The organism is Nocardia sp. NPDC050412 (assembly GCF_044458825.1).
Taxonomy (GTDB): domain Bacteria; phylum Actinomycetota; class Actinomycetes; order Mycobacteriales; family Mycobacteriaceae; genus Nocardia.
This window is the reverse complement of record NZ_JBITIJ010000001.1, coordinates 584,805-603,823: the sequence shown is the minus strand read 5'-3', so window position 1 is coordinate 603,823 and position 19,019 is coordinate 584,805. Positions and strand designations below refer to the sequence as shown.

Genomic DNA, 19,019 nt, shown 5'->3' with positions numbered 1-19,019 from the left:
TCCGCACGACCGACGAACCGCGCCGACAACGAAGGGGTCCGCCCTGCACGCCACCGAACTCGCTGTGCCACACCGACATCCGCGCTCGACATCGGATAAGCGATGACCGCGGACCTGATCGTCTGCGGACTCGGACCCGCCGGTCGCGCGCTCGCGCACCGCTGTCTCGCGCACGGAATGTCGGTCACCGCAATCGATCCGGTGCCGGATAGGCGCTGGTCGGCGACGTACGCGGGCTGGCACGACGAGCTGCCACGATGGTTGGATCCGTCGGCCATAGCCAGCACCGTGGCGCATCCGACGGCCTGGGGTACCAGGCCGCATCGACTCGACCGAACCTATGTCGTCTTCAACTCCGCACGGTTGCGGGATTCCCTGAATCTCGACGGCGCACAAATAGTTACCGATCGGGTCGTCGAAATTCGGCACAACACAGTAACTTTGGCTTCGGAAACAAGATTCAGCGCCAAACGTGTTATCGACGCACGAGGAATTCAGCGCTCCCCCGAACTCGCCGAGCAAACCGCGTACGGCGTAATCGTGCGACGCGGCGCCGACATCACACCCCTGTTCATGGACTGGCGGGCGGACAACGGCGCGGAACCCGGTGCGCCACGGTCGTTTCTGTACGCGGTGCCGTTGAGTGCGGAGACGATGTTGCTGGAGGAGACCTGCCTCGCCGGTCGTCCCGCTCTCGACACCGCCGTGCTGCGCGACCGACTGCACCACCGGTTGCGTTCGCGCGGAATCGAACTCACCGGGTCCGAACCTGTGGAACGCGTGCGGTTCCCGGTTCAGGGCGGCCACCCTGGACAGGGGCGATTCGGCGCGGCGGGCGCATTCACCCATCCCGCAACGGGTTACAGCGTCACCGCATCGCTGGCCGCCGCCGACACCGTCGCCCTCGATTCGTCGGCGTGGCCGGCTCGAGCCCGAGCGGTACACGCGTTGCGGTCGGCAGGCCTGCGTGCGCTGCTCGCTTTACCGCCCGAGGACCTTCCCGTCTTCTTCGATGCCTTCTTCACTCTGCCGCCGCAACTGCAACGGGCCTATCTATCGGGTCGCACCGATCTCGGCGGCACCGTCGCCGCCATGCGCACCCTCTTCGCCACCCTGCCAGCACCGCTGCGTCGGCGCGTCGCGACCGCGACACTCGGGATTCCGATTCGCTCGCCTATTCGAATGGGTTCGTCCATCATGGAGTAATGGCACGAGCTATCTGGAAAGGCTCGATTGCGTTCGGGCTGGTAAACGTCCCTGTCAAGGTGTACACGGCTACCGAGGACCACGACATTCGGTTCCACCAGGTGCATGCCAAGGACGGTGGGCGGATCAAATACGACCGCGTCTGCACGGTCTGCGGCAAGTCCGTGCAGTACGCCGATATCGATAAGGCCTATGAGTCCCCCGAGGGGGACAAGGTCATCCTGACCGACGAGGACTTCTCGAAGCTGCCCGCCGCCGAGAAGCACGAGATTCCGGTGTTGCAGTTCGTACCCAACGACCAGATCGACCCGATCCTGTTCGAGAAGAGCTACTACCTCGAACCCGACTCGAACACCCCCAAGGCCTACGTGCTGCTGGCGACCACGCTGGAGCGCATCGATCGGACCGCGCTCGTGCATTTCACGCTGCGGCAGAAGACCCGCCTCTCGGCGCTGCGAGTACGCGACGGTGTACTGGTACTGCAGACCCTGCTGTGGCCCGATGAGGTGCGTTCCGTCGATTTCGAATCGCTGGACGGTGTCGCCGAGCCGAAGGCGCAGGAGATCAAGATGGCCGAGACGCTGGTCGAGACCATGTCCGACGATTTCGATCCCGAGCAATACACCGATGAGTACCAGATCGAGCTGCAGAAGGTGCTCGACGAGGCCATCGCCAGCGGCACGGGGAAGGTCGTCAGTCAGCCAGAGGAAGCGCCCGCCGCGATGGACGCGGAGGTCGTCGACCTGGTCGCCGCACTGCAACGCAGTCTGGAGGCCAGTGGGCGGCGGACCGCGGAGAGTTCCGGCAAGGCAGCCGCCGAGCCCAAGGCAAAGGCGGCACCGGCGAAGAAGTCCGCCAAAACTGCGGCCAAGAAGACCGCCGCCAAGCCCGCCAAGAAGACCGCGAAGAAAGCAGCGGCCCGCAAGGGCGCATAACCGACCGTTGGCACACTCCCCAGCAAACCGCGCCCTGCCTGCAGTGCCGCCGGGCACCAAGCGGGCGCTGATCCGCGGCGGCCGATTGACCGGTGCGGAGTGCGACGCCCGCTGGGCCGGATCAGAACATGCCGTGCGGGAGTTGATCAGCGTCGGGCACCGGCTGTACGACATCCCAGTGCTCGGTGATCACGCCGTCGACCAGCCGCCAGATATCCACCACCGCCACGCCGCGGGCATCGTCTGGGGCGATCATGTGGTAGTGCACGACGGCGTATTCGTCATCGGTGATGACCCGTTTGATATCGAGTCGGGCGGCGGCCACCGGCGCGTTCGCGATGAACTCGACGAAGGCGTCGCGGCCGGACGGATTACCAGGACTGTGCTCGATAAAGTTCTCGTGCAACAGGTTTCGCAGTATCTCGACATTGCCCCGACTGAACTCGGCCAAGCCGTGCAGTACGAGATCCTTGTTGCGGATTGCCAGGTTGTTCGTCATGCCGGTAACCGTCGCAAGAGCGTGGTACGCCTGTCGATTACCAGGCATGTAATGGCGGCGCCCCACGCGGCGTGGTGATACTGGCCGGGTGGATAGCGAACATCCCGTCGGGGCGATGCTGCGCGAGTGGCGGCTGCGGCGCAGACTCAGTCAGCTCGAATTGTCCGTGCAATCGGGCATTTCGACGCGGCATGTGAGTTTCGTCGAGACCGGGCGCACCGTTCCGAGTCCGGCGATGGTCGAGCGGTTCGCCCACCATCTGGACATCCCGTTACGCGAACGCAATCGGCTGCTGGTCGCGGCCGGGTATGCGCCGACGTACCGGCATCGCGCACTCGACGATCCGGATCTTGCGCAGGCGCGCGCCGCGGTCCGGCGGGTACTCGATGCCCACGAACCGTTTCCGGCGCTGGCCATCGATCGACAGTGGAATCTGTTGTTCGCCAATAGGGCAGCGGAAGTGTTCTTCGAGGGGGTGGCCGCGGAACTGCTGGAGCCACCCATCAACATGATGCGAATCGGTCTGCATCCCAAGGGGTTCGCGCCGCGCGTGCGGAATATCGAGCAGCTGCGTGGGTTCCTGCTGCCACGACTCGCGCGGCAGGCGGAGCTGTCCGGCGATCCCGAATTGGCCGCGCTGCATATGGAACTGAGTGCGTTCGCATCCGAAGCCGTTCTCCCGCAGGTCGATCCATCCGAGGTCGCACTGTCGATCCAGCTCGAGCACCGCGGCACACAGCTGTCGCTGTTCAATACGATCATGCGCTTCGGTGCGGCCTTCGATGTGACGCTCGACGAGATCGCCATCGAGTCCTACTTTCCTGCCGATCGGACCACCAGCGCCTACCTGCACGCACTCCCCAGGTGATCTTCAGGACTCGGCGGCCCGCGCTTTACCTTCTTCGAAGAAGTCGAGGAGGGCGGCGGCGTTGTTCACCTCCTCGCGCGAGCGCAGCGCGCCGAACGGGGCATTCCAGAATTCGCCGGTGCGCGGCGCCCATGGGCCGACATAGGCGTACGGTTCCGGATGCGCCGAATCTCCCGGTGACACACCGTAATTGACCTCATTGACGGTGCTGGACAGATCGAAATGCTCCGGCCACAGCACCGGGATGACATCGGGCGCCGTGCAGCGCAGCGTCGAATCCCCGAGCGCGAACCAGTCCGCGATGATGCTCGCGGCCTGCGGATCGACTGCGAGCTGGTCGCCGGGGTCGACTCCGGTGGTGTCGGTGTAGACATCGGCCGGTGCCTCGGGTTGGAAGCCCGCGGCGGCGGCGACCTTGTCGAAGGTACCCACGAGCGCGACCCGACCTTCCGGCCACACCAGATCGGTGCCGACCACCGACACCGGCCACTGCGCACCACCGAAACCACCGTGCACCACCCGTAGTCGGATGGTCCCGAACCGCCGATATTGTGGGCCCGCGATCAACAACTCCCCCACCGCGTGCAGCGCGAGCCGGGTGTCCTGATACGTGATGTCGTCCACCCGGAAATCATCGCCGCTGTGGCCCGCTCGCGCTGCCGAATCGGGCCGCGAAATCAGGATGGATGGACGATGACCAGCAGAACCTCGGCGGGCTCATCGTCGACCCGATGCCAGCGGTCGCGCATGGTCGCCGGGAAGGTGATGAAGTCTCGTGCGCCGAGCCGGAATCGACCCGCGCCGACAATTTCCACCTCGATCGCGCCTGAGATGACATAGAGGCTGCTCACGCCGGTCGATTCGAACCATTCGCCGATGTGCTGACCGGGTTCGATCCGGTATTCGATGACCTCGAGCGGACTGTTCGGCCGCATATTCAGCGCCCGGCCGACGGCGGCATCGGGGCGATCGGCGACCGGGATCAACGTACCTTCGTCGGCGCGCACGACCCGGACTCGCTCCGATTCGGGTGCGGGCAGCAGATCGCCCGGGGCGACGCCGAGCGCCGCGGCCAGCCGGTACGTGCTGATCATCGATGGCGCGCTGACGCCGCGCTCGATCTGGCTCAGGAACGGCTGACTGATACCGGCCCGCTTGGCCAGATCTCGCATCGACAGTCCGGACTTCTCCCGCAGCGCCCGCACCACACCGCCGACCAGCGCGGCCAGACTCGATTCGTCGGGGACTGCGGTTTCCGGCACAGCGGAAGTCTGCCCGATCGCCGATGCGGGCGGCGGTCCGGGCTTAACCTGACCGTGACGCTGGTGAACGTTCACGACATATGGATAGCAGATTCTGATTGCTGTCGCTTATCATTAACATGTTGTCGAGGGGAAGGACTCCGTCGTGGAATTCCGAGTGCCGGTCATCGATATCTCCTCCTACGTCGGCGATGGCTCCGCAGCCGAACGCCGGGCCGTCGCCCGCGGAATCGACGACGCCGCAAGTACGGTCGGCTTCATGCAGATCACCGGCCACGCCATCCCGCAGCCGGTGCTGGACAACTTCGCAGCCGCAATCGACAACTTCTTCGACCTCGACCCAGCGATAAAACAGGGCTATCGCACACCGCCCGAAATCAATCGCGGCTACTCACCACCCAAGAGCGAAAGCCTCAGCCTGAGCCTCGGCGTCACATCCGCCACCCGCATGAACGATTACTTCGAGGCATTCAATGTGGGCATCCCCGCGGCCGCCTATCCGGGGGTCGAGTTGTCCGCGAGCGACTACGCCGAAAACCTCTGGCCGACAGAGGTTCCAGGCTTGCGTGCACCCGTGGAGACCTACTTCGCGCACGCTGCCCGCATCGCGCGAACCCTCACCACGATCTTCGCCGACGCCCTCGAATTGCCCCCGGGCTACTTCACCCGGTTCACCGACCATTCCCTCGACGTCCTGCGGATGAACAACTATGCGCTGCCGCCGGGCACCGTCGATCTCGACGGCGAACTCACCGGCATGGGCGAACACACCGACTACGGCATCGTCACCGTCTTGTGGGCGGATCAGGTCCCCGGCCTTCAGGTCGTCGGCGCCGATAACCGTTGGCACGATGTACAACCCGCCGACAATGCCCTGCTGGTCAACCTCGGCGATGTGATGGCGCGTTGGACCAACGAACGCTGGCTGTCCACTCTGCATCGCGTCATGCCGCCGATCACCGATGGCACCATCCAAAGACGTCGCAGCGCAGCCTTTTTCCATGACGGGAATCCGGACGCCGTCATCGAAACGCTTCCCTCCTGCCTCGGCGTGGGCAGCAAATACGCCCCGATCACCGTCGCCGAGCACCTGCGCACGAAACTCGCCGGTTCTCGTGCCCTGCAACCCAATACCAATGCCACACGCGAGGCGGCACGCGCCCTCGCCGCGGCAAGCACCGAACATCTCCCGGAGTGAGCGCGCCACTCACTTGCGGAATTCGGTCTCCAACTCCGCCAGCGTGGCTTGCAGATCGGCCGCGTCATTCGTCTTGAAGATGCCCTGGAATCCGGCCTCCGCCCGAATGGCCGCCTCCACCGCGGGATCGTGGTAAAGCTTTACCAGCGCAAGTAGTTTCGGGTTGTCCCTGTCTTCGGCGCGGGCGGCGAAGATATTGATGTACTGCCGGAGCTCCGGACGTTCGGGATCGTCGGTGAAGATCGTCTCGTTCTTGGTGAGACCTGCGGGGCGTGCGAAGGTGTCATCGACGAATGCGGCGTCGACACTCTCCAGTGATTGCGCGGTCAGTGTCGGATCGATGGTCTTCAGCGTTACCCGCGATGCGTCGGTGTCCACATCCTCGATCTTCGAATCCCAGCTCGCACCGCCCTTCAGCACGATCAGTCCGGCGGCGGCCAAGCCGAGCAGCGGACGGACCTGGTTCGCGGGGTTGTTGCTCAGGGTAATCTGACCGCCCTTGGGTATCTCCGCCACCGACTTGTGCTTGCGCGAGTAAAGCGTGAGCGGGTAGATCTCGGTCGCGCCGATCGGCACCAGGGTGTCGTTATTGCGGACGTTGTAGTTGGCCAGATACCGCACGTGCTGGAACTTGTTGAGATCGATGCGACGTTGTGCCAGTGCGGGATTCGGCTGGTTGTAGTCGGTGAAGTTGACGAATTCGACAGCGATGCCCTGTTCGGCGGCCTTCTTCTTGTAGACATCCCAATGCGGCAGCGAGATGTCGTTCACACCGATGCGCACCACATCCTCACGGTGCTCCCGACCACACGCGACCCCGCCGACAGCCAGGGCAAGGAGCAGGGGAATCACCAGAACACGGCGCAGCAATCGCATTGCAGGCAACCTAGACGCTCGTCCAACTGATTGCCAGAGTTTCGCTCAGCACAATCCAAACCGTTGTCCGCCCCTCGGACGCATCGCTTGGATTATCGGGTTCATATTGCGACAAAGCATTCGGGAGCACGAGTGAAATTCCATCGGGTACTGGCGATCCCGGTCCTGGTAGCCACCGCGGCCCTCACCCTGACGGCGTGCGGCAGCAACGATAAGGCTTCCTCCGACAACGTAGTGCGCATCGGCACCACCGACAAGGACCACGCCTGGGACGTCTTCGAGGAGAAGGCGAAGGCGCAGGGCATCACCCTGCGGATCACCAACTTCTCCGATTACAAGCAGCCCGATCTCGCACTGTCGCAAAAGCAGATCGATCTCAATCTGTTCCAGCATCTGCAGTTCCTCGGCGCCTACAACGTCGCCAATAACGACACCCTGACCCCGATCGCCTCGACCTACATCGTTCCGCTCGGGCTCTACTCCAAGAAGCACAAGTCGCTCGCGAATCTGCCGCAGGGCGCCCAGATCGCGATCCCGAACGATCCGACCAATCAGGCGCGGGCGCTGTTCGTGCTGCAAGCTGCCGGTTTGCTGAAACTCTCGGGCACCAGCAAGGCGCCGACGCCCGCCGATATCGATAAGGCTGCATCCAAGGTCGAAGTGACCCCGGTCGACGCGGCGCAGACCGCGCTCTCGCTGGCCTCGGTCGACGGATCGATCATCAACAACACCTTCCTCGATCGCTCCGGCATCGATCCCAATTCGGCGCTCTACAAGGATGATCCGAAGAATCCGGCGGCCGAGCCGTACATCAATGTCGTGGTGTCCAGAGCCGAGGACAAGAACAACGAGCTGTACCAGAAGGTGGCCGAGCTCTGGCACGATCCGGACGTGCAGCAGGCGCACGCCGAGGTCACCAAGAACACCGCGGTCGAAGTAAAGCGCAGCGGTCCCGAGCTGGAGCAGATCCTGGCGAGGGTGCAGCAGACCATCAAAGACGGCAAGTGAGCGAGCAGAAGGTTCCTGCGGTCGAATTCCGCTCGGTCACGAAGGTTTTCGGCAAGGGCACGGATAAGCAGGTCGCTCTCGACGATATCGAGCTGCGTATCGAGCAGGGCGAAATCTTCGGTGTGATCGGTTATTCCGGCGCGGGCAAGAGCACGCTGGTCCGGCTGATCAACGCGCTGGAAAAGCCGACCACCGGCACTATCGAGGTCTCCGGTACGCCCATCACGGGTGTGCGGGAGGCCGAGGTCCGCCGCATCCGCCGGGATATCGGCATGGTGTTCCAACAGTTCAACCTGTTCCGATCGCGCACGGCCGCAGGCAATATCGAGTATCCGCTGAAGGTCGCGGGCTGGAGGCGCGCCCAACGCAAGGCACGGGTCGAGGAGTTGCTGGAGTTCGTCGGGCTCGCCGATAAGGCCCGCAGCTATCCTGAGCAGCTCTCGGGCGGTCAGAAGCAGCGGGTCGGCATCGCCCGAGCGCTGGCGACCTCGCCGTCATTGCTGCTCGCCGACGAATCGACCTCGGCGCTGGACCCGGAGACCACAGGTGAGGTGCTGCGACTGCTGAAGAAGATCAATCGCGAACTCGGCGTCACCATTGTGGTGATTACACACGAGATGGATGTGATTCGCGCGGTGGCCGATCGCGTTGCGGTACTGGCAGAAGGCAAGATCGTCGAATTGGCCAGCACCTTCGAGGTTTTCGCGACCCCGCAGGCGGCGCCGACGCAGTCTTTCGTCGAGACCGTGCTACACAATCGGCCCGATGCCGAGGAACTGCGACGACTCGGTGAGCTGCACGGTGGTCGGTTGGTCACCGTGGATATCGATGACAAGCGCGGCATCGGTGCCGCGCTGGCCGCGGCCGCGCATGCGGGTGTCGAGTTCGAGGTGGTGTATGGCGGGGTGAGTACGTTGCAGGACAAGACATTCGGCAGCGTGACGCTGGCATTGCACGGTTCGGATGACGATGTGGACAAGGTGATCGAAGCGCTCGGTCACCGGGTCGGCTGAGAGGGGAACTCGTGCATACGGATTGGGACAAACTCCGGCCGGTACTGACCGAGGCCATCGGCACCACCATCTATCTGGTGCTGCTCACCTTCGTCGTCGGCGGATTGATCGGGCTGTTGCTCGGCACCGCCCTGTACACCACTCGCAAGGGCGGACTGCTGGCGAATGCGCCGATCAATGTGCTGCTCAATGTGTTGGTGAATGTGGTCCGGCCGATTCCGTTCATCATCCTGCTGGCGGCGCTCGGCCCGGTCACCCTCGAAGTGGTCGGGACGACGATCGGTACAGAGGCCGCGGCCTTCGTCATGATCGTGGCGGCATCCTTCGGTATCGCCCGCATCGTGGAGCAGAATCTGGTCACCGTGGATCCGGGCGTGATCGAGGCGGCCAGGGCCGTCGGCGCCGGCCCGCTGCGGATCATTCTGACGCTGCTGATCCCGGAAGCTCTGGGGCCCTTGGTGCTCGGCTACACCTTCGTGGTGATCGCCATCGTCGATATGTCCGCCATGGCGGGCACCGTCGGCGGCGGTGGGCTCGGTGATTTCGCGCTGGTCTACGGATATCAGCGCTTCGACTGGCAGGTCACCCTGGTCGCGACGTTGATCATTATCGTCGGTGTGCAGGGGATTCAGTTCCTGGGCAATATCATTGCCCGAAAAGTGCTGCGCCGCTGATCCCTCGGCGCGGGCGCAACCGAATGCGTTCTCGACGCGGATCGCGTCGAGAACGCATTCGGTTTTTCGTCAGCTCGCGTTCGCGGTGCACTGCGAATCGACAATGCGCGGTTCGCGCGGCGCCGAGCTGCCGAAGTTCAGCAGCGGCGGCGGTGCGGTCGGCCCGGCATTGGCGATCGCCTGTTGCTCGGCCTCGGCACGTGTCGGCGCCCAGGCCCAGCCCAGGTGATCATCGCCATTGCGGGCCACGGCCGCGCACGCATTGGCGAATTGCACGATGACATGGCAACCAGACACTCCGCACTGCTGCACCGCGGCACGATCGGAATCCGCCCAGTTCGAGTAGTTGTAAGCCCATCCGAGAGTCGCATCGCCGCGCGCGGAGACCGAAATCGCCAGCGAGCCGTAGAGGGCCTCCTCCGCCTGCGCGGCCCCGGCCCCGCCTGCGACGAACGCACCCGCGGACGCGGCCACCAGACCCATGGCAGCCTTGGACGATAGTGACATGTGTTGCGCTCCCCAGTTCCGAAAATAGCTTCGGCTCGAATCCTGACCGCTTCGATCCTAATTGTCCAAATCTTTGTATCACCAGAGCTGGACATCCGTTGGTCAGCGACCTCCCCGCGCCACAGAAGCTCTCGCCGACGATGCCGTACGGCCCCACGGCGGCACCACATCTCGCCAGTCCACAGGCCAATTCACCAGCGCGACGGCCATCATGATCACCAGATGAATCGGTGCCGAGGTGCCCTGCCAGATCGGCGCGTCATCGATGAGATGTGTGGTCACCGCGCCGGTCAGCACCAGCACCAGAATGGCCGCGCCCAGGAATCTGCTCTCCCGGCGCGGAAGCACCAGCAGCACGGCAGCGGTCAACTCCAGCCCACCGACCACGAACCGCATATTCGGATGAAATCCCCACTCAGCGAGCTTCTCCGAATAGGCGGGCCCGAAAATCGTAGATCCGGGCCAGCACTTGGTTGCGAAGCCGACGAAGAACTCGAATCCGAGAAACCAGTAGAGGCCGGTCCGTACCCGCGCCCACCGCAAGCGTTGCGACATATATTCCCTCTTCCGCAGGTCATCCACCGCAGTGCGGCGGCGACGGACATCTGCCCGCCACCGCTTTGACCAGGCCCGGCCGGGAAATGTCACGACCGCCGCGCCGCTACCGCCACCTCACCTGCATCGATACCGCCCGTGCGTTGCGCCCCGACGCGTGCACCCGATCCGACGCGACGCCCCTGCCGACGCGCCGATATAGTGACACCTTTTGTCGCCAAACCCCTGCTCTTTGAGTGCCTTTCGGATTCTCGCGCGACGTCTGCGATGAATACCGTTGGGGGGTCGACTGTGCAGGCGAGACGGAGGGTGACCCTCGATGCTGGTTGTCAACAAACGGGACATGCAAGGGGCCGAACAGTGCGTGCTCGAATGGATACGGACTTGGAACGGTCAATACGTCATTGTGGGGCTTGCTATTTCGGGGCATCCCATACCCGACGGAAACAACGGCCACCCGGGCGACGCGACACGGCAGACGGACGTGGTGGTCATCACTCCGCGCGCCGTGGTCGTGATCGAAGCCCAGGACAGCGATGCGGAGCCAGCTCCGCTGCGCGACGGCGATCCATTCGACCTGAGCCAGCTGGTGCGCAAGCAGCACCCGGATGCCTTCGTCGACCGGCTGATCGTGGTCGTGCCGCCCGGAGAAGCGGCCGTCACACCGGAGCGCGAATCGCGAAAGTCCGGCGGTACCGTGGTCCTCGGCTCGTCGACGGAGTTGCGCGCCTGGTTCCTTCGAACAGCGAACCGGAAGCTGATCTGGACTGCGGAGCAGGCATACGAACTGCTCGGCGGGCTCGGCCTTTCGCACGTGGTCACGATCGAAGAGCTTGTGGCCGAGGGATTTCCGTCGCAAGCCGGACGACCTGAGCGTCCGGCATCGAAGGTGCTGGTGCAAGCCTATGCGTCGGTAGGGGTCGGCGCCGTCGAACTTCCCGACGACCCTCGTATGTCGTCGGAGAGGTCACCGGTCAGGACTCCATTCCCGCCATGGCTGCCGACCGAGATCGACGAGGAGCCGTCGGAAAGCGTGGCACGATCGCGCGAAATCGAGCCGCACGCCCTGGCATCCGCGCCGCCGCAGCCAAAGTCGCAGCCGGTGGACCATCCGAACGCGATATACGCGCAGTCGGATCCACAGTTGTCCTCGGCATTCACCGACAGTTGGTCGTCGTGGATCGAGTCCGATGAATCGTCGGACAAGCCGCCGTCCCGCCGTGATCTCGACCGCCGAGGTCGTTGGCACCGAGAGCCGCGCCTGCGGAATTGGTTGCCGAAACCGACCCCGCCGATTCTTGTGGCAACGGCTGCACCACAGCATCAGCCTTGGGCCTCGGTTGGGCCGGAACCCGGATCGGCGGAAGAGCCGCAGCATAGGGCCGAGACCGGGGCAGTGTCGGACAGTGAGCCGCAGTCATTGTCAACGGCACCGGCCCAACCTCCGGTGATGGTTGGGGCGCAGCCGGTTTCGGAGCAAGCACCACAGCGTTCACCGGCGTCTGAGTCGCAACCGACGATGGCCCAGCCGCGACCTGTGCGATTGTCGCAGCCAGCCGAGGCACCCGCCGCCGCGCATCCGCGTCGGGCTACGGCTCCTCGGCTGGCGTCCACGGCGCGCCGCTGCCTCATCGCCGTGGCCGCCACAGGGACGAAACTCATCGCGGGCCTGCCGCAACTGCTCGCAACGGCGGTGGTGGCCGGGGCGATAATCGCCACGACCTGGTTACTCATCTCCGAAGGGATGCACCCGAAACCGACTGTCGTCGAGCCGCGTCCGGAATCGAGCACCGAACCGGCCGGGCAGCTGAAACAGCCAGCCACGTCCGAGCCACCTGCGGCACGGTGTTTCCCATTCCAACAGCAGTGCTGATCGACGCTGTCGTCAGAGCCGCCATGTCATAGTGACCCGCAGCGAATTCGCGGTCCTAGACCGTGAAGCCCAAGGCGCGCAGTTGCTCTCGACCGTCTTCGGTGATCTTGTCGGGCCCCCACGGGGGCATCCAGACCCAGTTGATCTTGAGGTCTTCGACCAGACCTGAACGGACCAGTGCGTTGCGGGATTGGTCCTCGATGACATCGGTCAGCGGGCAGGCCGCGGAGGTGAGGGTCATATCGAGGGTGGCGATATTGTCCTGGTCGACGCTCACGCCGTAGACCAGACCGAGGTCGACGACATTGATGCCGAGTTCGGGGTCGACTACGTCGCGCATCGCCTCCTCGATGTCCTCGAGCTGTTTGATGTCCTCGGCCGAAAGTTCAACCTGCTCGGTCGTTTCGATGGCCGGTGTCTCACTCATGACGTTTTTCCATTCGTGGAGATATCGCTGCCCATGGTCCGCTTGGCCTCTTGCGCGGAGGTTATCCGGATCACCGCATCCTTGAACGCCAGCCAGCCGAGCAGTGCGCATTTGACCCGCGCCGGGTACTTGGACACTCCGCTCAACGCGATACCGTCGCCGATCATGTCCTCGTCGCCCTCGACGGTGCCGCGGCTGGAGATCATCTCGTTGTACGAGTCGACCACCTTCAGCGCCTGCTGCACCGGCAGACCGATCACCTGATCGGTGAGGATCGAGGTGGCGGCCTGACTGATCGAACAGCCCTGGCCGTCATAGGACACATCGGCGACGTCACCGTTGTCGTCGAGCTGCACGCGCAAGGTCACCTCGTCACCGCAGGTCGGGTTGACGTGGTGCACCTCGGCACCGAACGGCTCCCGTAGCCCGCGATGATGCGGGTGCTTGTAGTGATCCAGGATCACTTCCTGGTACATCTGCTCCATGCGCATGTCTTATGCAACTCCGAAGAAGCTCTGGGCCTTCCGCACCGCGGCTACCAGCTGGTCTACCTCATCGAGAGTGTTGTAAACCGCGAAAGACGCACGGGCGGTGGCCGGCACGCCGAGACGACGCATCAGCGGCCAAGCGCAGTGGTGGCCCACGCGCACGGCGACGCCCTCGTCGTCCAGAATCTGCCCGACGTCATGGGCGTGGATGCCCTCGACCACGAACGACACCGCTGCGCCGCGATCGATATTCTCGGTCGGTCCGACGATCCGCACGCCCGCGATCGCCGCGAGTCCCTCCAGTGCCGCACCGGTGAGCGTGTGCTCGTGTGCCGCAACGGCTTCCATCCCGATCTGTTCGAGATATCGCACGGCCGCGCCCAATCCGACCACCTGCGAGGTCATCGGCACACCGGCCTCGAAACGCTGTGGCGGCGGCGCGTAAGTGCTGCCCTCCATGGTCACGGTCTCGATCATCGAACCGCCGGTGATGAACGGCGGGGTCTCCTCGAGCAGCGCGCGCCGCCCGTAGAGCACGCCGACACCGGACGGTCCGAGCATCTTGTGCCCGGAGAACGCCGCGAAATCGACACCCAGCTCACGGAAGTTCACCGGCGTATGCGGTACCGACTGGCAGGCGTCCAGCACCGTGAGCGCGCCGACTTCCTTTGCCCGACGCACCAATTCGGCGACGTCGGTGACCGCACCGGTCACATTCGACTGGTGGGTGAACGCGACGACCTTGGTGGCAGGCGACAACTCGAGCGAATCGAGATCGATCCGGCCGTCCTCGGTGATGCCGTACCACTTCAGAGTGGCACCGGTACGGCGCGCGAGTTCCTGCCACGGCACGAGATTCGCGTGGTGTTCGAGCTCGGTGATGACGACCTCGTCGCCGGGACCCACGTGGTACGGGAACCGGTCGTCGGCGAACGAGTAGGTCACCAGGTTCAGCGATTCGGTCGCGTTCTTGGTGAATACGATCTCATCCGCGTCCACGCCGACGAATCGGCCGATATCGGCACGCGCGCCCTCGTACGCGTCGGTCGCCTCCTCGGCGAGCTGGTGCGCACCGCGATGCACCGCCGAATTGCTCTCGGTCAGGAACTGCCGTTCCGCGTCCAGTACCGCGAGCGGACGCTGCGAGGTCGCGCCGGAGTCCAGGTACACCAACGGTTTCCCGTCCCGAACCGTGCGGCTCAGGATCGGGAAGTCGGCCCGGATCCGGGCGACGTCGAGGGTACGGACCGTGGCGGTCATATCAGGCTCCAGCGGTTGCGGACTCGGGGACGGCAGTCGGCGAAGCCGACGAGGTGGGTGAGCTCTGAGTGAAGCGGACGTAGCCATTCGCGTCGAGTTCCTCGGCCAGTTCGGCGCCGCCCTCGGCGACGATGCGACCGCCGACGAATACGTGCACGAATTCGGGCTGGATGTAGCGCAGGATGCGGGTGTAGTGCGTGATCAGCAGCACGCCGCCGTTCTCGCGCTCCTTGTAGCGGTTGACGCCCTCGGAGACGATGCGCAGCGCGTCGACGTCCAGGCCGGAGTCGGTCTCGTCCAGGATGGCGATCTTCGGCTTGAGCAGGCCCAGCTGCAGGATCTCGTGGCGCTTCTTCTCACCGCCGGAGAAACCCTCGTTCACGCTGCGCTCGGCGAAGGCGGCGTCGATTTCCAGCTCGCTCATCGACTCCTTCACCTCCTTGACCCAGGTGCGCAGCTTGGGGGCCTCGCCGCGGACCGCGGTGGCGGCGGTGCGCAGGAAGTTCGACATCGAGACACCAGGCACCTCGACCGGGTACTGCATGGCCAGGAACAGACCCGCGCGCGCCCGCTCGTCGACGGACATCGCGAGGACGTCCTCACCGTCGAGGGTGATCGAGCCGGAGGTCACCGTGTACTTCGGGTGTCCGGCGATCGCGTACGACAGGGTCGACTTGCCGGAGCCGTTCGGGCCCATGATGGCGTGGGTCTCACCGGAGGAGATGGTGAGGTTCACGCCCTTGAGGATCTTGATGGGCTCGCCGGACTCGTCCGGGTTCGCGACCTCGACGTGCAGGTCCTTGATTTCCAGGGTGGTCATCGAATTCGAGTTCCTTTGTGGGGGTAGATGGTTCGGGTATCAGACGCCGATCGCGGCGAGCTCGGCCTCGATGGCCGACTCCAGCCGCTCCCGGATCTCGGGGACCGCGATCTTCTGGATGATCTCGTGGAAGAAGCCGCGCACCACCAGACGGCGGGCCGCATCCTCCGGGATACCGCGAGCACGCAGGTAGAACAGCTGCTCGTCGTCGAAACGACCGGTCGCGGATGCGTGTCCGGCACCGACGATCTCACCGGTCTCGATCTCCAGGTTCGGCACCGAATCGGCACGCGCGCCGTCGGTGAGCACCAGATTGCGGTTCACCTCGAAGGTGTCGGTGCCCTCGGCGGCGGCGCGGATGAGCACGTCACCGACCCACACCGTGCGGGCATCACCCTTGGGCGAATGCGGATCGCCTTGCAGCGCACCCTTGTACAGCACATTGGACTTGCAGTGCGGTACCGCGTGGTCGACGAGCAGGCGCTGCTCGAAGTGCTGACCGGCGTCGGCGAAGTAGAGGCCGAGCAGTTCGGCGTCGCCGCCCGGACCGTCGTAGCGGACGTTCGCGGTGAGACGCACCAGATCACCGCCGAGTGTTACCGCGATATGCCGCAGGGTGGCGTCGCGACCGAGCTCGGCGTGGTGCGCGGTGGTGTTCACGGCATCATCGGCCCAGTCCTGGACCGCGACGACGGTCAGCTTGGCGCTGTCACCCAGCACGAATTCGACGTTCTCAGCGTAGGTTCCGCTGCCGCGCTGGTCGATGACCACTGTGGCGACGGCGAAATTGCCGAGGCGAATTTGCAGGTGCCCGTAGGCGGTCTTGCCCTCGCCTGGACCGGTGACCGTGACGACTACCGCCTCGGCGACCTCGGTCTCCGCACCGACCGACACGACCGTCGCCGACTCGAAGCCGGAGTATGCCTGGGCGGCGACACGATCCGACGGCACACCGGCTGCGCCGAGACGAGAGTCGGTGCGCGCCACCGTCTCCACGTTCACTCCGGCGACCGAGGAGACCTCGACCGTGGCCTTGCCGTCGCGGACCGCGGTGCCGTCGTGCAGACCGCGCAGTCGGCGCAGCGGGGTGAACCGCCACGCCTCGTCCTTGCCCGTAGGCACCTCGAAGGCGTTCACGTCGTAGGAGGTGAAGACCTCACCCTTGTTGGTCGCGGCTCCTGCGCCCGGGTTCTGAATCGGCTTGGCCGTGGGATTCTCGCCCTCGACCGCTCCAATTACGCCAGTCGCCATCAGCCAACGGCCCCTTCCATCTGCAGCTCGATGAGCCGGTTCAGTTCCAGTGCGTATTCCATAGGCAGTTCCTTGGCGATGGGCTCGACGAAGCCGCGCACCACCATCGCCATTGCCTCGTCTTCGGTCATGCCGCGGCTCATCAGGTAGAACAGCTGGTCCTCGGAGACCTTGGAGACAGTCGCCTCATGGCCCATCGTCACGTCGTCCTCGCGGATGTCGACGTACGGGTAGGTGTCGGAGCGACTGATCGTATCGACGAGCAGCGCATCGCATTTCACGGTCGACTTGGAGCCGTGCGCTCCCTTGTTCACCTGCACCAGGCCGCGGTAGGAAGCCCGGCCACCGCCGCGCGCCACCGACTTGCTGATGATGGTTGAGGAGGTGTGCGGCGCCAAGTGCAGCATCTTCGCACCGGTGTCCTGGTGCTGACCGGGACCGGCGAAGGCCACCGACAGAACCTCACCACGGGCGTACTCACCGGTCATCCAGACGGCCGGGTACTTCATGGTGACCTTGGAGCCGATGTTGCCGTCGACCCACTCCATGGTCGCGCCCGCCTCGGCCTTGGCCCGCTTGGTGACCAGGTTGAAGACGTTGTTCGACCAGTTCTGGATGGTGGTGTAGCGGCAGCGGCCGCCCTTCTTCACGATGATCTCGACCACCGCGGAGTGCAGCGAATCGGACTTGTAGATCGGCGCGGTGCAGCCCTCGACGTAGTGCACGTAGGCGTCCTCGTCGACGATGATCAGCGTCCGCTCGAACTGACCCATGTTCTCGGTGTTGATCCGGAAGTAGGCCTGCAGCGGAATGTCGACGTGCACGCCCGGCGGCACGTAGATGAACGAACCACCCGACCACACGGCGGTATTCAGCGCGGAGAATTTGTTGTCACCGGCCGGGATGACCGTGCCGAAGTACTGCTCGAAGATCTCCGGGTGCTCACGCAGACCGGTGTCGGTGTCCAGGAAGATGACGCCCTGCTTCTCCAGATCCTCGCGGATGGAGTGGTAGACGACCTCGGACTCGTACTGCGCGGCGACACCGGCAACCAGACGCTGCTTCTCCGCCTCCGGGATGCCCAGCTTGTCGTAGGTGTTCTTGATGTCCTCGGGCAGGTCTTCCCAGCTCTCCGCCTGCTTCTCGCTGGAGCGCACGAAGTACTTGATGTTGTCGAAGTCGATGCCGTCCAGGTTCGAGCCCCAGTTCGGCATGGGCTTGCGATCGAAGATGCGCAGTGCCTTCAGCCGGTGCTCGAGCATCCAGTCGGACTCGTTCTTCTTGGCCGAGATGTCGCGGACGACAGCCTCGGACAGGCCTCGTTGCGCACTGGCACCGGCCACATCCGAATCGGCCCAGCCGTAACCGTATTTGCCCAGGGAAGCAATGGTTTCTTCCTGAGTGAGCGGTTGCACCTGGTCGGTGGTCGTCGTCATTCGGCACTCCTTCCGGAGTCGTTCGTACGTACCGCTGCGGGCTGTGCAGCGGTTTTATGGGAAGCGTTATCGGTGATAGGGAGAACGAACAGCGGCACATGGGTAGTGCACGCGCAGTCGCCGTTGGCGATCGTCGCAAGTCGCTGGACGTGGGTTCCGAGCAGGTCCCGGAAAGCCTCGAGTTCGGCCTCGCACAACTGCGGGAATTCTTCGGCGACGTGGGCCACCGGGCAGTGGTGCTGGCAGATCTGCACGCCCGCGCCGACCTTGCGGGTGGACGCGGCGAATCCGGCGTCGGTGAAGGCCTCGGCGATCTCGTCCGCCTTGGCGGTGGTGGTTTCGGGGGTGTGCTCGGCGACCGGTTCGATGCCCTCGACGATGGTCCGCGCCCGCTCGCGCGCGAAATCGGCAATAGCCTGTTCGCCGCCGATCTCACCGAGCTGGCGAATCGCCGCCCCGGCCAGATCGTCGTAGGCGTGGCCGAGCCGTCCCCGGCCCACGGCCGTCAGCTGATATTGCTTGGCGGGGCGGCCGCGACCCTTCTGCTGCCACGGCGCCGAGCGACTGGCCCGCGCCTGACCGGATTCGATCAGTGCGTCCAGGTGCCTACGGACACCGGCCGGCGTCAGGCCGAGCTTGGTGCCGATCGCGGTCGCGGTGATCGGACCCTCTTCGAGCAGCAGCTGGACCACGGCGGCACGAGTATGTCCTTCACCACCCGCGACCAGGGGCGCGGGCGCAGCAACGGGCCCGGCACCGGTGCGGCGACCGGTCCCTCGATCCTCGTCGTGCGGTAAACCCACGGTTTTCACAACACCAGTGTGACGGAATTCGTTCCCGGAATCTAATAAGGGTGCCCTGAG

At 64.6% G+C, this 19,019-nt stretch carries 21 protein-coding genes; 8 read left to right on the top strand and 13 right to left on the bottom strand.

Features of this window, described 5'->3' with window-relative positions; all coding sequences use genetic code 11:
- The first annotated feature begins 102 nt into the window (after window positions 1-102).
- Window positions 103-1,206, top strand: coding sequence for a lycopene cyclase family protein (locus tag ACIBI6_RS02855; RefSeq protein WP_396955108.1), 1,104 nt, complete (start codon window positions 103-105; stop codon window positions 1,204-1,206).
- A complete protein-coding gene (locus ACIBI6_RS02850; protein WP_396955107.1) occupies window positions 1,206-2,141 on the top strand; it encodes a Ku protein in 936 nt (311 codons plus the stop codon). The genes ACIBI6_RS02855 and ACIBI6_RS02850 overlap by 1 nt, the downstream gene beginning before the upstream one ends.
- A 121-nt stretch (window positions 2,142-2,262) precedes the next feature.
- Here the strand turns inward: ACIBI6_RS02850 and ACIBI6_RS02845 are convergent, their stop codons facing one another.
- Window positions 2,263-2,640 (bottom strand): nuclear transport factor 2 family protein, encoded by a 378-nt coding sequence (locus tag ACIBI6_RS02845; protein WP_364340388.1) that lies wholly within the window; start codon window positions 2,638-2,640, stop codon window positions 2,263-2,265.
- A gap of 88 nt (window positions 2,641-2,728) precedes the next feature.
- Here ACIBI6_RS02845 and ACIBI6_RS02840 point away from each other — a divergent pair, with 88 nt between their 5' ends.
- Complete coding sequence (locus ACIBI6_RS02840) at window positions 2,729-3,508, top strand: helix-turn-helix transcriptional regulator (protein ID WP_364340386.1); 780 nt, start codon at window positions 2,729-2,731, stop codon at window positions 3,506-3,508.
- 3 nt (window positions 3,509-3,511) lie between these two features.
- Here the strand turns inward: ACIBI6_RS02840 and ACIBI6_RS02835 are convergent, their stop codons facing one another.
- Together ACIBI6_RS02835 and ACIBI6_RS02830 are read right to left on the bottom strand one after the other, a co-directional pair.
- A complete protein-coding gene (locus tag ACIBI6_RS02835) occupies window positions 3,512-4,132 on the bottom strand; it encodes a hypothetical protein (protein ID WP_396955106.1) in 621 nt (206 codons plus the stop codon).
- Window positions 4,133-4,185: 53 nt separating this feature from the next.
- Complete coding sequence (locus ACIBI6_RS02830; protein WP_396955105.1) at window positions 4,186-4,770, bottom strand: helix-turn-helix domain-containing protein; 585 nt, start codon at window positions 4,768-4,770, stop codon at window positions 4,186-4,188.
- Between the two features lie 145 nt (window positions 4,771-4,915).
- Between ACIBI6_RS02830 and ACIBI6_RS02825 the strand changes: the two genes are divergently transcribed.
- Window positions 4,916-5,968, top strand: a complete 1,053-nt coding sequence (locus tag ACIBI6_RS02825; RefSeq protein WP_396955104.1) for an isopenicillin N synthase family dioxygenase — start codon at window positions 4,916-4,918, stop codon at window positions 5,966-5,968.
- 9 nt (window positions 5,969-5,977) lie between these two features.
- On the opposite strand, the gene ACIBI6_RS02820 is transcribed toward ACIBI6_RS02825, so the two are convergent.
- On the bottom strand, window positions 5,978-6,844 hold the full coding sequence (locus ACIBI6_RS02820) for a MetQ/NlpA family ABC transporter substrate-binding protein (protein WP_364340374.1): 867 nt from the start codon (window positions 6,842-6,844) through the stop codon (window positions 5,978-5,980).
- A 132-nt stretch (window positions 6,845-6,976) separates the two neighbouring features.
- On the opposite strand from ACIBI6_RS02820, the gene ACIBI6_RS02815 reads away from it, so the two are divergent.
- The 3 genes from ACIBI6_RS02815 to ACIBI6_RS02805 are packed head-to-tail and all read left to right on the top strand — an operon-like array spanning window position 6,977 to window position 9,539.
- On the top strand, window positions 6,977-7,852 hold the full coding sequence (locus ACIBI6_RS02815) for a MetQ/NlpA family ABC transporter substrate-binding protein (protein WP_396955103.1): 876 nt from the start codon (window positions 6,977-6,979) through the stop codon (window positions 7,850-7,852).
- A complete protein-coding gene (locus ACIBI6_RS02810) occupies window positions 7,849-8,865 on the top strand; it encodes a methionine ABC transporter ATP-binding protein (RefSeq protein ID WP_364340371.1) in 1,017 nt (338 codons plus the stop codon). Before ACIBI6_RS02815 ends, ACIBI6_RS02810 begins: the two co-directional genes overlap by 4 nt.
- An 11-nt stretch (window positions 8,866-8,876) precedes the next feature.
- The gene (locus ACIBI6_RS02805; protein WP_364340369.1) at window positions 8,877-9,539 is read left to right on the top strand and encodes a methionine ABC transporter permease; all 663 of its coding nucleotides are present in this window, start codon (window positions 8,877-8,879) and stop codon (window positions 9,537-9,539) included.
- 69 nt (window positions 9,540-9,608) lie between these two features.
- On the opposite strand, the gene ACIBI6_RS02800 is transcribed toward ACIBI6_RS02805, so the two are convergent.
- Both ACIBI6_RS02800 and ACIBI6_RS02795 read right to left on the bottom strand, forming a co-directional pair.
- Window positions 9,609-10,046 (bottom strand): DUF4189 domain-containing protein, encoded by a 438-nt coding sequence (locus ACIBI6_RS02800; protein ID WP_364340367.1) that lies wholly within the window; start codon window positions 10,044-10,046, stop codon window positions 9,609-9,611.
- Window positions 10,047-10,148: 102 nt separating this feature from the next.
- A complete protein-coding gene (locus ACIBI6_RS02795) occupies window positions 10,149-10,601 on the bottom strand; it encodes a DoxX family protein (RefSeq protein WP_396955102.1) in 453 nt (150 codons plus the stop codon).
- Window positions 10,602-10,920: 319 nt separating this feature from the next.
- On the opposite strand from ACIBI6_RS02795, the gene ACIBI6_RS02790 reads away from it, so the two are divergent.
- Window positions 10,921-12,474, top strand: coding sequence for a hypothetical protein (locus ACIBI6_RS02790; protein WP_396955101.1), 1,554 nt, complete (start codon window positions 10,921-10,923; stop codon window positions 12,472-12,474).
- 55 nt (window positions 12,475-12,529) lie between these two features.
- Here ACIBI6_RS02790 and ACIBI6_RS02785 read toward each other — a convergent pair whose 3' ends face one another.
- From ACIBI6_RS02785 to ACIBI6_RS02755, 7 genes are read right to left on the bottom strand one after another with little or no spacing between them, the layout of a single operon-like run.
- Window positions 12,530-12,901 (bottom strand): metal-sulfur cluster assembly factor, encoded by a 372-nt coding sequence (locus ACIBI6_RS02785; RefSeq protein ID WP_364340361.1) that lies wholly within the window; start codon window positions 12,899-12,901, stop codon window positions 12,530-12,532.
- Window positions 12,898-13,392: a Fe-S cluster assembly sulfur transfer protein SufU gene (gene sufU / locus ACIBI6_RS02780; RefSeq protein ID WP_364340359.1), complete on the bottom strand. Its 495-nt coding sequence runs from the start codon at window positions 13,390-13,392 to the stop codon at window positions 12,898-12,900. Before sufU ends, ACIBI6_RS02785 begins: the two co-directional genes overlap by 4 nt.
- Before the next feature lie 3 nt (window positions 13,393-13,395).
- Window positions 13,396-14,649 (bottom strand): cysteine desulfurase, encoded by a 1,254-nt coding sequence (locus ACIBI6_RS02775; RefSeq protein ID WP_364340357.1) that lies wholly within the window; start codon window positions 14,647-14,649, stop codon window positions 13,396-13,398.
- Window position 14,650: 1 nt separating this feature from the next.
- Window positions 14,651-15,469, bottom strand: a complete 819-nt coding sequence (gene sufC, locus ACIBI6_RS02770) for a Fe-S cluster assembly ATPase SufC (protein WP_364340355.1) — start codon at window positions 15,467-15,469, stop codon at window positions 14,651-14,653.
- Window positions 15,470-15,508: 39 nt separating this feature from the next.
- Window positions 15,509-16,720 (bottom strand): Fe-S cluster assembly protein SufD, encoded by a 1,212-nt coding sequence (sufD, locus tag ACIBI6_RS02765; RefSeq protein ID WP_364340353.1) that lies wholly within the window; start codon window positions 16,718-16,720, stop codon window positions 15,509-15,511.
- Window positions 16,720-18,156: a Fe-S cluster assembly protein SufB gene (sufB, locus tag ACIBI6_RS02760; protein WP_364340351.1), complete on the bottom strand. Its 1,437-nt coding sequence runs from the start codon at window positions 18,154-18,156 to the stop codon at window positions 16,720-16,722. The genes sufD and sufB overlap by 1 nt, the downstream gene beginning before the upstream one ends.
- On the bottom strand, window positions 18,153-18,968 hold the full coding sequence (locus ACIBI6_RS02755) for a helix-turn-helix transcriptional regulator (RefSeq protein ID WP_396955100.1): 816 nt from the start codon (window positions 18,966-18,968) through the stop codon (window positions 18,153-18,155). Before ACIBI6_RS02755 ends, sufB begins: the two co-directional genes overlap by 4 nt.
- Window positions 18,969-19,019 lie beyond the last annotated feature (51 nt).